Source organism: Indibacter alkaliphilus LW1 (genome assembly GCF_000295935.2).
GTDB classification, from domain to species: Bacteria; Bacteroidota; Bacteroidia; order Cytophagales; family Cyclobacteriaceae; genus Indibacter; species Indibacter alkaliphilus.
Genome location: NZ_ALWO02000054.1, coordinates 44,185 through 60,318, shown reverse-complemented (window position 1 = coordinate 60,318; position 16,134 = coordinate 44,185). Strand labels below are relative to the sequence as shown.

The 16,134-nt window shown below is 41.6% G+C and carries 7 protein-coding genes; 1 reads left to right on the top strand and 6 read right to left on the bottom strand.

From position 1 onward, the window contains the following. Window positions 1-225: 225 nt before the first annotated feature. From A33Q_RS20985 to A33Q_RS20960, 6 genes are all read right to left on the bottom strand, one after another. Window positions 226-1,407: a DUF4221 family protein gene (locus tag A33Q_RS20985; protein WP_009035344.1), complete on the bottom strand. Its 1,182-nt coding sequence runs from the start codon at window positions 1,405-1,407 to the stop codon at window positions 226-228. A 75-nt stretch (window positions 1,408-1,482) separates the two neighbouring features. After that, window positions 1,483-3,021 carry a sialidase family protein gene (locus A33Q_RS20980; RefSeq protein ID WP_009035345.1) on the bottom strand — a complete coding sequence of 513 codons (1,539 nt, stop codon included), beginning with the start codon at window positions 3,019-3,021 and terminating at the stop codon, window positions 1,483-1,485. 45 nt (window positions 3,022-3,066) lie between these two features. Continuing rightward, a complete protein-coding gene (locus tag A33Q_RS20975; protein ID WP_016255688.1) occupies window positions 3,067-5,781 on the bottom strand; it encodes a sodium:solute symporter family transporter in 2,715 nt (904 codons plus the stop codon). 27 nt (window positions 5,782-5,808) lie between these two features. Beyond that, window positions 5,809-6,741, bottom strand: coding sequence for a dihydrodipicolinate synthase family protein (locus tag A33Q_RS20970; protein ID WP_009035347.1), 933 nt, complete (start codon window positions 6,739-6,741; stop codon window positions 5,809-5,811). Window positions 6,742-6,873: 132 nt separating this feature from the next. Then, window positions 6,874-8,370, bottom strand: coding sequence for a RagB/SusD family nutrient uptake outer membrane protein (locus A33Q_RS20965; RefSeq protein ID WP_009035348.1), 1,497 nt, complete (start codon window positions 8,368-8,370; stop codon window positions 6,874-6,876). A gap of 13 nt (window positions 8,371-8,383) precedes the next feature. Continuing rightward, window positions 8,384-11,560 carry a SusC/RagA family TonB-linked outer membrane protein gene (locus tag A33Q_RS20960; protein ID WP_009035349.1) on the bottom strand — a complete coding sequence of 1,059 codons (3,177 nt, stop codon included), beginning with the start codon at window positions 11,558-11,560 and terminating at the stop codon, window positions 8,384-8,386. Window positions 11,561-11,863: 303 nt separating this feature from the next. On the opposite strand from A33Q_RS20960, the gene A33Q_RS20955 reads away from it, so the two are divergent. Then, the gene (locus tag A33Q_RS20955; protein ID WP_235062825.1) at window positions 11,864-16,117 is read left to right on the top strand and encodes a hybrid sensor histidine kinase/response regulator transcription factor; all 4,254 of its coding nucleotides are present in this window, start codon (window positions 11,864-11,866) and stop codon (window positions 16,115-16,117) included. Window positions 16,118-16,134: the final 17 nt, after the last annotated feature.

Here is a 16,134-nt window from a genome sequence, read left to right as displayed (position 1 = left end):
TTAAATTAAAGTTTTTGGATATCAATTGAACAATATCTTATAGCTATTAAAGGTTGTTATAAAAGCTTTACCTATGTGCTAAAACTTTTCCAAAGTCTAAAATTTTAGAAAAGTTGTTCGCCACCTAAACTCCATTGCATTAAAAATGGGTAGCATTAATTCATCCAGAAGTTCACATTCCTCAAACTTAGTAGGGTATTGTTCCATAATCCTGTCAGAATACTTTTAGTTTTTCCCGGTCCCCGGAAATTTCAAATCAAAAACATCAAATGTGAGTACATCCTCATTTACAAAATCCATTTTCATAATATGGATACCATTTTCATTGATGAAAATATTATTTATCCAATAATCATTATTATCAAAATCAACTTCCCCCAATTTTTTAAACTCCTTATCCATAATCATTAACGATGCTTTCGGAAATACACTTTTTACAGGGTCATTCATGGCCAGTACCTCCTCACTGATAGCTTTATGAACCACTCTGATATAGATCTCATTATAGGGATCATAATGGATTGTCCGGTAGGTTGTTTGGCTACGTTCATTTTGTACCTCCTGATTTGGTGGAGGAGGGCTTATTTTACTTTTGGTTGAAAGAGGAACCACACCTTTAAAATATTTACTCCCTTGTGGGTGCTTCTTCACATAGCCCTCACCTAGCACGTAGAGGTGGTCATCAATGGGAAAGCCCACAACTATTTCTGATGTTTCAGGATTCAACATATTGTACATGACATGGAGCTGCATTCCCCAGACCCCTTTTGTATAGATCTCAGGATAGGAAAATCCATAATCCATCTCCTTGGTTTCAAGATTCACCCTGAGCAAAAGACTCTCCGGATAGGTGTCATTGTTATAATATTCTTTTTGGGAACCCCAGGAATTCAAAATAATATGCTTGCCTCTTTTCATCATAGGCATGCTTCCGGATACATACGGCCTTATGATCAATCCATCTTCTTTAGCCTTGGGGTCATAGATATTGATGATTTTTCCCGATTGGTTTAAATGATAAAGCCTGACACCACTATTGGAATATACAAAAATTGAGTCTGTGGAATGAACTAAGAACCCACTGATTTCACCAACTCCATTTGGCCCTTTCTTCTCAATGCTCAATTGGTATTCCAATGTTTCTTGCTCATAATCGTAAAAAATAAGGGTATTTTGATTTGTATTTAAATAACACAATAATTTCTTTCCTTCATTTTCTACATACTGAAAGTTACTACCCCCTCCAGCAGTGGTAGAATCCAGAGGGAACTTCTTCGTGCCTATTCTTTCAAATTCGAAGCTGTTTTTTTGAGAAGATTCTTTATCCTTGTTTTTCTCAATATCATTTGACCGCCCACAGGAACAGAAAAATAAGATGACTATCGCTTTTAAATAATATTTGAACATAAAACTTTATATTTTAGAGTAAACCTTGTAGAAATACAGCCTGATAGAATCTGGTATAATTCTCAACAGTTACCATTATTTTCCGATAACATCTTCCAAAGGGATAATCTGAAAAGTAATATTGGCCACACTGCTTTCGTAAAGTATCCCCACCTCTTTTTCATTGATCATGGTCAGGCAGGAATAGCCCCAGCCCTGTCCTTCATCCAACAGCAGCTGCATGCCTTCCGGCCAGGTATTGCCGTCATCCTTGCTTGCTTTGATGGTCATATTGACCCTTCTTTTTTCATGTGCCGGATTGGAGAATAGCAGCATTTGGTCTATGTGAGGATTATCAATGATGCTTGCCATACATACAGGCTCAATCAAATCGCTTCTGGAGGTCGAATGTTCTGTCCAGGTTTTTCCAAAATCTTTGGTCACTGCAACAGCCCGTGAACCTCCACGGTTGTCCCGCATATTGAGCATTAAAGTACCGTCAGCAAGCTCGACCACCTGGGCTTCCGTAGTATTGGATCTAGCTCCCGAACCTACAGACCAGGTTTTTCCTTTGTCTTTGCTGTAAATTATGGTGCTGTGAGGCATTTGGTTTTCATCTTTGTATTGTGCAGGAAAAACCAAGGTACCATCCTGCATGGTAATACCTTTACCAGGACCGTTGAAGAAAAGGTGCCACTTGGGGTCTTTCATCTGTTGGGTTATATTGATGGGTTCAGACCATGTAAGACCATCATCTTCAGACTTGACCAACATAAACTGTCCGGTTTCCTCAGGCTTCATACCCTGTTCGGAAGAATTCCAGGCCATTTTTCCAGGCTTGCCATGAAGCCACAAAGCAGCAACCCAGACATGACCCGTTTCATGGTCTACTAAAATCGCCGGATCACCTATACCATTCTGATCTTCAGGAAGGCCTCCCCATTCGCCCATATCCATGATCACTTTCATGTGTTCCCAGGTTCTTCCGCCATCCGTACTTCTACTCAGGCCTACATCTATATCACCCTGCAAGTCCACAGAGCTATTTCTCCTGATATCATATACTGCCAGCACTGTTCCCTTTGGGGTAGTAATCAGTCCAGGTATCCTGTAAGAATGTACGCCTTCAAAACCATAACTTCTTAAGGCTGTAGCAAGTCTGTAGGCAGGAACTTCTTTGGTGCTGTTTATAGCAATCTTCTTTTTATCCAGCATTATATTTCCTACCGAAATATTGACCTTGTCTTTCAAATCATGGGCATCATTGGCCATGACATGAACTTCCAAGGATTGTACCCCAGAAGGTAAAGCGGCAAGCTCTAAAGTAGTCTTGCCTTTGACCTTAGCCGTTTTGGCCAGCACTTGGGTTTCTTTTTCTCCGATTCTCGCTACAAGCTTTACGCTGTCCATCGCCTGATTCCCATTGATTATCAAAGTCAACTGGCCATTTTCAGCTCGGGTATTCCCATCCAAAAGAATACTTCCCACATGACTAAAACCTCCCTGAAGGAGCGGTACATATCGTGGTTCATAAGAAAGGTCCTTACCACTTTCCAGTTTCTGAGACTGACAAGAGATACAGAGCATCATGCCTATGATCATCGTCAACAATCCAAATACCTTATACTTTTTCATATTTCCTTTATTTCTATATATTTCTACTTATTTCAATTGTATTGATCATTTACCTCTATAAGCCATTACCCCTTCATACTGCTTTTCTTCCTTTTCTTTCTTTAAAGAATGTATGGTCAGCCCTTCTATACTTTTCGGGCTGGGCTTTTGGAAAAGAAGGCTAAAGAGATAAGTAAAGAGCATTGCACTTACTAGGCCGGTAAAGGCATAGAGGTGAATGCTAAGGTCCGTTTGGTATTTGACTAAGATCTGCACCAGGGCACTTGCCACTAAACCAAAAACTGCACCTTGGCCGTTGACTGAGCGAGAAAGTATCCCAATCAGGAATATCCCTCCCAAACCACCAGCAAATAATCCGATCAGCATATTGAACTGATCCCATAAGGAAGGAATCCCCATGCTCGCCATCATCAAGGCCAACAAGGTACCGCCAACACCAATGGCTACAGTAACCCATCTGGCAAAAGTTAGCTGTTTGCCTTCTTCTTTTTGGGAAGGAAACCAACGTTTATAAAAATCAGTGGTGATCACGGTGGCGACTGAATTCATACTGCTGTCCAAGCTGGACATAGCGGCAGCAAAAACAGCTGCAATCAAGAGCCCCGAAACTCCTTGCGGAAGTTGGGTGACAATATACCAAGGAAAAATACTGTCGGTATTTTGAATGACCGGTGAAAGGTCTTGTGGATGTTGCAGATAGAAAAGATACAAAGCAGTCCCTATGGCAAAAAAGATCAAAGCAGATGGCAAAGCCATCCAGGCCCCAGTCATGATGCCTCTGGCTGCGGTTTTTTCATCTTTGGTTGTGAGGTACCGTTGTATGACGGTCTGATCACTTCCATATTGCACCAGGTTGGAAGCCAGTCCACCTATTAGCACCACCCATATCGCTGTTCCTGTAAAATCAAAAGAAGTATCAAAAATCCTCATTTTTCCGGAATCCAATGCCAGTTCTTTGATGGAACTCCATTCCATATCCATATGGTAAACCATTAGGACAAGCGAAACCAATGCCCCTCCCAAAAGTACCAAAACCTGGATCACATCCGTCCAGATCACAGCTTCTATTCCTCCCAGAACGGTATACAGGATACTCAATACTCCCATGATCAAAATGCACAGCTCCACACTCATCCCTGTAACAACAGAGAGTGCCAAGGAAGGTAAAAGCAATACTATCCCCAACCTCCCAAATTGAAGTGTTACATAAATCAAGCTCCCCAAATTGCGAACAGTTCGGTTGAAGCGCAGTTCAAGATATTCGTAGGCAGTAGTCAGGTTAAGCCTGCGGAAGAAGGGCAAAAACAAAGCGATGATGACCGGAGAGATCATGATGATAGTCATCAGCAGGAAAAACAGCGTCCAATCCGTAGAGAAGGTTTTTGCAGGTATGGCCATAAAGGTAATGGCACTCAACTGCGTCCCAAATACACTTATTCCGGCAGCCCACCAAGGCACCCTGCCTCCAGCCTTAAAAAAGTCTGCTACATTGTGTTGTTTTTTGGAAATAAAGAAGCCCATGACCACCAAAATACCCAGATATCCTCCCAAAACGATGTAATTAAGCGTTCCAAATTGTTGTTGATTGACGATAGACAACTTTTGAATATAAGGACTCCTTTTGCCGGGAGCGGTTTCCCCTGATGCAAGAAGGATATCATTTTCCAGACTGACTGCATTAAAATCTGCAGGGGCATCAAACGGCAATTCCCCAAGGCCAGTCCATGCTTTGGTGACTGTATGAAAAGCAAGAATTTGCTTATGGAAACCGGGATGAAGACTGAGTAGGTAATCTCTTTCTTTGGTTAAAGAATCACGTTCAGCGGAAGATTGGTTGTTTCCGGATAGTTTTAAGCTGATCTTTTCCAAAGTGTTAAAAGGTTCAGGCCCTACTCCACCAAACAAAAGTATATGACCTGATCCAGCCGCTTTTGCGGAAAATGCTGAAATGGGCAATACATTCCCAAAGCCATCTTCTATCTCGCCAAGGGATTTCCATTCGTTATTTTTCGGATCAAACCTATAGGCATCACTCAAAATCTCACTATGACCAAATTTGGTGTTTCTCCTTCCCCCAAAGAGGTATAAATTTTCATACTCTCCTCCAGTTTGCACAACCAGCACGGCGTGGGAACGCTCAGGGCCGGGCCATTGAGGCAGCGTCTGCCAATGTAAATGATCTGACATCAGGTCCAACATGTAGAAGCTGCCTGTTGTACCTTCAGACACCCCTCCTGCCAAATAGACCTTTCCGTCTGTATAGGCAGCTGCACCATGAGAAATTGGTTTAGGCAAATCCGGAAGCTGTTCGATTTGCACCTCCTTGGTTTTTTCATTCCAAACCAATCTGTAAACATCATTTTGGGGGCCTTGTTGGTTTTCTCCTCCTAAAAGGATCACTCCGTTTTCAGTGGATACTACCCCTCCATAAGCAAGGTTTTTAGGAAGTTTCGTGTTTTGGGGTATCCAAGTATATCCTTTTTTGGATTTGCGTAGTACTTTGACTTGGTTCCACCATTTTTTATCTCCTCCTTTCCAGGGAAGTCCGTTTGGAAAGTTCGCACCGCCTGCCATGATCACAGTGCCCTTATGGGTACCTGTATACATGCCAGCATAGCCCAAAGCTTGCTCTGAGCCTTCATCAGGGGTCAATTCAGCTGCTTTTTCCCAATTGAGTACGGGAAGATTCTCCATATCCTGTCCCACAGCATGGGCAGTAAGGACGAGGAGAAGTAAAAGTATAGACAATAGGTTTTTCACTGGTTAAATTTTGGGTTGTTGGGCTATTTAGTCTTGATGGGCTATACTCCTGATAGAATATTTAAAAAACTTTTGAATATTTAATTCACTCAAAAGTCCCGCCTCATCGTCTTGTGTTAATTTTTTAATTGGAGGCCTAAATGAACCGCAATCCAAACCACAAAACTTCATGATGGCCTTACCAGCTGCACCTCCCCCATATTTCCCGTAAAGGGAGACAAAATCAATTGATTTCTCCTGATATTTCAGCGCTGTCTGCAAATCTCCTTTTGCGAATGCAGCAAGTATTTTATTATAAATCGGAGCTGCAAAATTATAAGTACTGCCTACTGCTCCCTTAGCTCCCATGGAGAGTCCGGCCAGAAAAGTTTCATCCCAACCCCAAAGGATATCGAATTTCCCCTCTTCAAACCGCAGACAACGGTTAAAGTCCATCAGGTCATTGTGGGTATATTTGATCCCGGCAAAGTTTGGCATACTGGTCTGCGCTTTTTCCAACAATTCCAACATCGGTAAATACACATTGGTCAAAAGCGGAATGTGGTAAAAATACACTGCCAAACTTGGTGCAGCTTCTGCAATCGGCTCTATAAAATCGATTAAGGCATCTACATTTGCAGGTTTGAAATAATAAGGTGCATTCATGGAGATCCCGTACAAGCCCTTTTCAGCAGACAATTTGGCCAAAGCGATAGCTTCCTCCTGACTGGTTCCGGAGACCATACTTATTATTTTAAATTCCTCATTGGAAAAAGCGCTCCATGCTTCTATCAGTCTGCATTTTTCATCAAAAGTCAAAGCAGAACCTTCTCCTGTGGTACCACAGATAAAGGCGCCTCCTACATTATTTCTTTTGAGCATGCCGTAATAATCAGGGATTACATCTAGGTGTAGTTTGTCCTTTTTATCAAAAGGAGTAAATGTGGCTGCGATCAAGCCTTCTATTTTTGAAAATTTCATAATTTGATTCTATGAGATTAAGAAAATTTTTCTAGGTAAAAAACAGTTTGAAAGGTGTACCTTCGTGATAATTTAAGACAAAGAGAAAAGAAGCCGGCTGAACCGGCCCCTTTCTGATCAACTATAACCCTATCAATTACCATAACCCGGATTCTGTTCAATCCTGGAGTTTAAGCTTATGGTTCCTAGAGAAATAGGCCAAAGTTCAAGGTACCTGTCACCAGGTCTATCTTGAAGTGATGGCACTTTTTCAAAAGCCTTGTCGAACCTTAATAGATCCCACCATCTCTTTCCTTCAAAAGCAAGCTCAAATAGCCTTTCCCGAAGGATTTCTTCATCATTTTGTGCTTGACTTTGGTTCACGAACCTGAAATCATCAAAATGCTCTCCGTATGCTCTTTGCCTTACTTGATTGATTTCATCTGAGGGATCCTGACCGAGTGCATTTTTTGCTTCAGCTTTTAACAATAGCAGGTCTGCATACCTATAAATAACAATATCATCAATAAATCTTCTTCCTGAAGGATCCACAAACCCTCTGTATTTCAATACCACAGAGCCGTAATAATTGGGATCACCATCTTCGGTCTGGGTGAAAATCTCTACAAAAGACGCTTCTCTTCTGGAATCTCTTTCATCAAACTGATTTCTAATGACTTCAGAGGGGGCCATCCTGTTCAGCCCTCCACCGGTCCCGATTTTCTCCCTTACTTCGGGAGATGCGCCGGAAGGAATTTCATCATCTCTGATATAAAGGGTATTGGCATAATTGGCACCAGACTCCAAATCAAGATACCTTACAGCAAATAAAATTTCGCTATTCCCCTTATTGTCATATCTGAATACATCGTCAAAATCATCCAATAAAGCCAGTCCCGGTGCAGTGGATGCTTCTTCCAGAGCCTGCAAGGCAAGTGTAATGTCTGCATTCCCGCCATTGAGTCTCTTACCGGTCCACAAATACACTTCGCCCTTCATGGTATTGACTGCAGGTTTTGACCATACAGCCTTGCCTCTTCCCAAGTTATTATCCGGGAAAAGTGATAAGGACATGTCTATGTCGGACTTGATTTGGGCAAACATTTCCTCAACAGTAGATCTGGGCCTAAAAGTAGTCTCAGCATCATATCCCTCAGTAGGCTCGGTCACCAAGGGCACACCTCCCCAGGTTTTTGCCATCACAAAATAGAGATATGCTCTCATGGCATAAGCTTGGGCCAACATTCTGTCCTTATTACTCTGCTGGTTGAACTCTATACCAGGCACGTATTTTATGATCAGATTGGCATCATGAATGGTGGTGTATAGTCTCAACCAGGTAGGTCCGGCAAAATTTGGATCCAGGCTGTTTTCAAAATAACGTTCCCTTCCCTCGGATGCCTGAAGCCCATACGAAAGGGTTTCACTTCGGGCTTCTCCCCAAAAGAACATATTGCTTGAAGCTTCATCTCTAAATCTTACGTACATCCCATTCAGTGCTCCATTGGCGTTGTCTTCACTAACCCAAAAGCCACTGACGGTGATTTCTGAAGTTGGAGACAGTTCCAACATATCCGAACAGGAATTCCCAACCATAACAACTGCTAGAGCTATGGCAAATCTTTTTATATTCTTTACAAGTTTTTTCATGGTCTTTTGGATTTTAGAAATTGATATTAACACCCATCAGGAAGCTTCTTGGAATTGGATACCTACCGGCATCTGTACCTCCTTCTTCAGGATTGAGACCTGTGTATTTGGTGAAATAGAAAAGATTGGATCCTGTAAAATACGCTCTCATGGATGGTATTTTCAGTCTATTGAGAATAGCCGTGGGTAGGCTATAGGAAAGGGTCACTTCCCTGATGGCGAGATAATCTCCGGGTTCATGGAAGAAAGTACTTCCCCTGAATGAGTTATTCTGGGCCAGTTGATCAGCCCACATATACCTTGGAAAAGCGGTTTGATCACCTTGGTTTTGCCAAGATTGGGTGGTTTCCTCAAGTATGCCTATATCCCCTTGGTACTGGCCATTGAACCTTGCTCTTGTTTCATGATAAATGGTATGTCCCAAAGCAAAATCAGTTCTGACAGTAAGACTCAGTCTCTTGTAGTTGAAGGTATTATGAAAGCCACCTGTCCACTTAGGGAAAATGTTTCCTGCGTAAACCCTGTCTCTGGAATCGATAGTATCGTTTCTATCCAAGTCGGCCCATCTAACATCTCCACCGAATTTTCTTTTGTCATTTCCTGGAACCAAAATGTCAAGTGGAGCATTGGCTGCTTCTTCGTCTGTTGCATAGACACCATCGTATTGATAGGCAAACATCTGCCCAATACGCTGACCTTCCTGAAGACCACCTCTCCAGATATATTGCCCGAGCACAGGGTCGTATACAAAGACACCTCCAATTCTATTGTTCTCATTGTCATTCTCAGGAAGTCTGACAACGGTATTGATATTATAGGCTGCAATCACGCTCATATCCCAGGAGAAGTCCTTTTTCTGCATGATAGTCGCTCCCAATTCCAATTCTATACCTTCATTTCTAAGTGATCCAAGGTTCGTAAGGATAGAAGAAAAACCTGTTGATTGGGGCAATTCCAGGTTTGTCAAAAGATCATTGGTAACCCGATTGTAATAATCAAAAGTCATGTTGAGCTTGTTGTTAAACAGCCCCATATCAAATCCAAGGTTAACGGTAGTAGAGCGCTCCCACCTTAAATCTTGGTTGGCCATTCTGTTGTTCTGAATTGCTGCCAGATCATTGTATCTATTCCCTACCGAATAAAGTCCTTGAGCATGGAAATCAGACAGGTTACCGATATTACCGTTCACCCCATAACTTGTTCTCAGCTTAAGTGAAGACACAGTGGAAGGAACTCCGCTCCAAAAGTTTTCCCTATGCACATTCCATCCCGCAGAGATCCCCGGAAAGAATCCCCAATAGTTATTTGAACCCAAATTGGAAGCACCATCATACCTTGCTGAAAGGGAAAAGAGGTATTTTTTGTCATAGTCATAAGTCATCCTTCCGAAGTAACCCAAAATCAATTGCTGGGAAGCGGAAGAAGATACAGCAACAGGTTCAGCGGATGCATTCAAAGTTGGAATCAAGTCTGAAGCAGCTCCTCTACCTGAAGCTGATGCAACATAATTTTGCCTATCAAAATATGCGAAGCCTGCTTTTGCCTGGAAATTGTGAAAGCCAATGGACTTGTTGTAGGTAAAAACTCCATCAAATTGCTTCTGCCAGAAAAGAGAATTGGAAAATGATGCAGGTCTGTTGTCTACAAACTGGGTCGGTGTATTAAAATAGGACTGAAGAAAAGAGTTGTTTGTACCCTGAACAAAATAGAGTGATCCAATAGGTTCGAAAGTCAGGTCTTTGGCTATCTCCCAAACAGCACCAGCGGAAAGTGTAAGTCTATTGGTTGCATTGAATGCCTGAGACCTGCTCAAGTGATACACTGGATTTCCCATACTCCTGTTCTGCCCAGGGGCTAAGGTACCATCTTCATACCTGAATTTTGCGGTAGGCGGAAGTCCCAAAGATCTTTGGAAAATCTCATTTTCCCCAAAAACCTGGGTGTTGGAAGAGTTGGTGAAGTTCAATCTTCCATATACTGAAAGTTTGTTATTGACTTCAACATCTCCGTTCATTCTAACTGTAAATCTTTTGAAATCGGTATTGATGGCTACACCCTCATTGGAAAGGTAACCTATACCCATGTCAAATCTTGCCTTCTCAGAGCCCCCAGACACCTGTACATAATGGTTTTGAGTGACTGCCTGACGGAAAAGTATTTGTTGCCAGTCTACCTCATCGAAGATAATGGTTCTACTTGGGTCTACCGGATCAGGCATGGATTGCCATCCCTCATCAAGCTTGTGTCTGTTTTCATCACTTAAAAATTGTGGTGTAAATGCAGTGTTATTGGTCAAGTCATTTCCTGTACCGAAACCATTTGGCTGGTCAAGTCTAAAAAGCTGTCCTGGATTTTTTTCAGCCAGTCTCATGATCCCTGTTCGATTGAAATAAATATAATCTCTGGCTGAAGCCATATCATATTGATTCCATTGCTCAGCAACACCTATATTGTATCTGTAAGAAACGGTTGTTTTACCAGCTTTACCTGTTTTGGTAGTAATGATTACAACTCCATTTGATCCTCTGGCACCATAGATTGCAGTCGCGGCTGCATCTTTCAACACCTGAAAAGTTTCGATATCGTCAGGGTTGATGTCATTCATGTTGTTTCTGATAACACCATCAATGATGTAAAGAGGCTGGGCTCCATTAGGATCGTTGATAGAAGTACCTCCCCTGACAATTACCCTAGGGGCAGCACCTGGCTGTCCTGTAGTGGTCTGTACCCTTACCCCTGAAACAGTTCCTTGCATGGCCGAAGCGGCATTGGCAAAGGGAACATTTTCCAGAACCCTGTTATCAACTTTGGAAACCGAAGATGTCAGTGTTTCCCTAGATTGCTCTCCAAAACCGATTACCAGAATTTCTTCCAGGTTTTGAGAGTCAAGATTGAGCTCAACATTGATCACCGATTGATTGCCCACCACTACTTCTTTGGAGGCATAGCCAATAAAAGTAAAACTCAACCGGCTGCCTTCATTGACGTCAATGGAATACTCTCCATCCAAATCAGTCACCGTACCGTTGCTGGTACCCATCACCAAAATGTTAACACCGGGGATGGTTTCTCCAGTATTGGAGTCAGTCACCGTTCCTGTGACACGCCTTTGCTCCTGTGCCATAGAAACCTGGACAACAGCAAAAAACATTGCCAACAGGAGGTAATGTTTTAAGTCTAAATTCTTCATACTTTTTAGGTTTATTGTGTTTTTTGGACAATTGATCTTCCGGTGTTTTGACAATCATAATTGTGGCCACTCCGGAAATAAGACTGCTTCAAATCTAGGAGGAGAAAAAAGTGAAGCGGGGCACCATTAGTACATGAAAAGGCCAAAAATCATCCATGAGGTGAAAAATCGTCCGTATATTGGGGTACAATAGTCCATAAGGCTATATAGCAATAACCTTAAAGGCTCATGTTTGAACCATAAATTTTAAATTTGACTTTTGTTAAGAGACTTAAGTAATAATCCTTCCTCAACAACCTTCAATTGCCCAGGCACTTTATCCATATCATATTCTTTTCACTCTTCACGTGGTCTTTCCACCTGTTTGGGCAAAGTGACTCCAACTCAAACCCATCTACTCAACAGTTCAAATTCACTCATTACAGCAGTAAAGATGGATTGCCTCAAAATTCAATTTTAGCCATTCATCAGGACAAGTGGGGTTTTCTATGGATGGGAACAGATGACGGCCTGGCCAGATTTGATGGGTATAGATTTTTGGTTTACAGACATGATGCTTCCAACCCAAAAAGCATCAAAAACAATGTAATCCGGGCAATCGCTGAGGACAGTAATGGTCTTATTTGGGTAGGTACAGAGGGAGGAGGCATTAATATATTGAATCCCAAAACAGGCGATTTCCATTCCTTGGACCTCACATTACCTTCAGGTGCTAAGGCAATATTCAGTAAAACAACTTCCCTCCTTAGAGATACCAAAGGAAACATCTGGGTGGGTACGAATGGGTATGGGGTCTATCAGATATCAGGATTTGACAAGTTGCCGAATAGCTACAGCCTGGAAAAGCTAAATCAATTGCTCGAGGTTAAATCCTTTAACCGCTCCAACTCCGAACTCAGTGATAATAAAGTTTGGAATATTTATGAGGATCAATCAGGAACAATCTGGATAGGGACTTTGGAAGAAGGGGCTTATCAGATCAAACAGGAAGGAATAAACCCTCAAAAAATTGAGCTTTTGGACAAAGGAGTACCTGTCACTTCCATCAAGAATTTTTTTGAAGATTCAAAAGGTACGTTATGGTTAGGTACTGAAAGAAACGGCATTTTCACTAGAAGTAAAAACAGTAAGGATTTCATTCCATTTCATCTACCTCAAAACAGAAAGGAATCTCAACAGGTAGGTTTGAACATCACTTCTTTCAAAGAAGATATCCATGGAAAAATCTGGATTGGGACATTGGGACGGGGACTGTATGTTTTTGACCGGGATACAGATCAGATCAGCCATTATGAGGATGACCCTTCAGACCCTTATAGCCTCAACGGAAACTCAGTCTATACTATTTTCGAAGATTATTCTGGAAATATCTGGCTGGGAATGTATTCTGGAGAGGGACTGAATAAAACCAATCCGGGGCAGCAACAGTTTGAGCATTTCCGCTATGACCCTACACTTCAGCGTGGCCTTTCTGCCAAAATGGTCAAGTCCATACTTAAAGATGATGACAATAACCTTTGGATCGGCCTTTTTAATGGCGGTCTTAATTTCTTAAGAGAAGGGAAGGATCAATTTCAGTACTTTACAGCAAACGAATCTGGGGGATTGAAGCATAACCATGTTCAGATTTTGCTTCAGGCGAGCGATAAGCGGGTTTGGATAGGAACCGATGGAGGAGGAATAAGTATTTTCGACTTAAACACAGGGAAATTTGAACATCTCCTACATGATCCTAAAAATGCCAATTCTATAAGCAAGAACGAAGTTTGGGCAATTTTGGAAGACCATGATGGTAATTTTTGGATAGGAACTGCAAATGGTGGAGGATTAAATCTCTACAACCCTTCAAAAAAGGAATTTATCAGATTCCTCCATGAGCCGGACAATGTGCAATCACTTCTTTTCAACGATGTCAGGGCCCTTTACCAGGATTCCAAAAACAATATTTGGATAGGGACATACGGAGGAGGATTGAGCAAGCTGAACCCTGAAAATATGGTATTTGAGCACTTCAAACATGAGCCAGGTAATAATGGGTTGAGCCATGGTATGGTGACATCTATCTTAGAAGACAGTTCCGGATTTATTTGGGTGGGAACATTTGGAGGAGGACTCAACAGAATCAATCCGCTCGATGGAAGTGTAAGGATTTTTCGAGAGAGAGATGGGCTTCCTTCGGATGTAGTCAAAGCCATGCTCGAAGACAATGCGGGACAGCTTTGGATCAGTACTGTCAATGGTATTTCATCTTTGGACATAACCAAGATGAAATTCAAAAACTTCACTGAAGATGATGGGCTTCAGTCAGATGAGTTCAATTTGGGATCAGCTTACAAAGACAGTGAAGGCAAGCTTTACTTTGGTGGAACCAACGGTATGAATTCTTTTTTCCCTGAAAGAATTCAGCCCAATCCTACCCCTAATGCTCCTTTGATCACGCAGTTGAAGGTATTGAACCAGGTAGTATTGCCAGGCCAAAAAATCATGGATAAAGTAATTCTAAATGAGATGGTCAGCTTCACTGAGCGCCTGGAATTTAGACATTTCCACAACAGTTTTGAATTTGAGTTTTCTTCCTTGGAATATCAATCCCAGGAAAAGATCAGTTATTTCTACATGCTGGAAGGATATGACCCTGACTGGATACAGACCGATTCAAGACGGAGATTTGCCAATTACGCCAATTTGCCTAGTGGAAAATACAGATTTAAGATCAAAGCTTCCATAGAGAATGATGCCAGTTTTTCACCGGAATCAGTTTTAGAAATTCAGGTATTTCCTCCTTGGTACAAGAGCACCTGGGCTTACATTTTATATGCTCTACTTCTTTTGATCATAGGATATGCTGTGAAATCCTTGGTGTCATGGAGAATCAAATTGAGAAATGACCTAAGGTTTGAAAGGATTGAGCATCAAAAGCATGAAGAGATCAATCAGCTTAAGCTGAGATTTTTCACGAATATCTCTCATGAACTTCGGACACCTTTGATGCTGATCAAAGCTCCATTGGAACAACTTCTGGCAAGAAATGATGTAGCACCGGGCATCAAGCGGCAGTTGGAAATCATATACGCCAATGCTGACAGGTTGCTTAGGCTTATCAACCAACTTCTGGAATTCAGGAAACAGGAAACAGGTAATGTAAAACTCTCTGTGCAGGCTGTAAACCTGAGGTCATTCATCAACAACATCAAGAAATCATTTGAGGCCATTGGAAAACAAAGAAATATTGCATTTGAACTACTTGTCGAACCTGACAGTCCAAGAACGGTTTGGATAGATGCTGACCAAATGGAAAAGGTTTTTTACAACCTGATCTATAATGCCTTCAAATTCACTCCGAATGAAGGTGCAATTACGATATCCATTTCCAAACAATCAACAGAAGTTCAGGAAGGAAACTGGATAAAAATAGAAGTGAAAGACAATGGCAGGGGAATACCAAAAGATCAGTTACCCATGATTTTTGAGAGATTTTTCCAAGTCAGGCAACATGGATCCTATCATGAAATCGGAACGGGAATAGGTCTGGCCCTTTCAAAAAACATTATTGAGCTTCATAATGGTAAAATTGAGGTAATCAGTGAGCCCAATCTAGAAACTGTTTTCTCCGTTTTTCTCAGAGAGGGATTTGAACATTTTGAAAAAGAGCAGCTGGTACAGCAACCTGATGAAGAACACGTCAAATCATTGATGTCACAGGAAGATGCTGATTTGCTTTTGATCCATCAAAATGATCACCAAACCATCTCTGCACCAGCAAACCTGAAGAATGAACTGATACAGGGGAAAAAACTGCTACTTGTGGAGGACAACCCTGACCTGCTTGACCTGCTCAAGTCTGTATTGGAAAACCATTTTGAAACCATCACTGCTACCAATGGCCAGGAAGGACTGGAGCAGGCTTTGAAAACTTCGCCGGATTTTATCATTTCAGATGTGATGATGCCTGTTATGGACGGGATAGAAATGTGCCAAAAACTAAAACAAAACGTACACACAAGCCATATTCCAGTGATCTTGTTGACTGCCAAAAGCTCTCACATCCATCAGCGTGAAGGCTATGAATCAGGGGCAGATGATTACATTACAAAACCCTTTCATTTAGATCTTTTGGTCTTGAAAATCAACAACCTGTTGAATTCCCGTGAAAAGCTACAATTGCAATTTGTCAAAACACCTAATCTTGAACCTAGCAAAATCCAGATTTCACCCGCAGATGAAGTGTTTTTACAGCGGGCTATTTCCATTATTGAATCCAATATGGACAATGCGGATTTTTCTATTGGTGATTTTGTAAAAGAACTGGGACTGAGCAGGACACTTGTTTTTGAAAAATTCAAAGCATTGCTAGGTCAAACCCCAAATGACTTTATTATCACTATCCGCTTAAAAAGAGCTGCACAACTCTTGTTGGAAAGTGAATATAAGGTAGCTGAAATCGCTTATATGGTTGGATACAACAACCCAAAATATTTCAGTAAGATCTTTGCCAAACAGTTTGGAAGCTCTCCCTCAAAATTTAAAGATTCCGGATCTGCTGTTTTGAGTGACTGAGGAAAAAAACCTTTAAT

Coding starts and splice junctions, on each gene's coding strand:
- A33Q_RS20985 (WP_009035344.1), bottom strand. CDS start 1,407: ATGTTCAAATATTATTTAAAAGCGATAGTCATCTTATTTTTCTGTTCC.
- A33Q_RS20980 (WP_009035345.1), bottom strand. CDS start 3,021: ATGAAAAAGTATAAGGTATTTGGATTGTTGACGATGATCATAGGCATG.
- A33Q_RS20970 (WP_009035347.1), bottom strand. CDS start 6,741: ATGAAATTTTCAAAAATAGAAGGCTTGATCGCAGCCACATTTACTCCT.
- A33Q_RS20965 (WP_009035348.1), bottom strand. CDS start 8,370: ATGAAAAAACTTGTAAAGAATATAAAAAGATTTGCCATAGCTCTAGCA.
- A33Q_RS20960 (WP_009035349.1), bottom strand. CDS start 11,560: ATGAAGAATTTAGACTTAAAACATTACCTCCTGTTGGCAATGTTTTTT.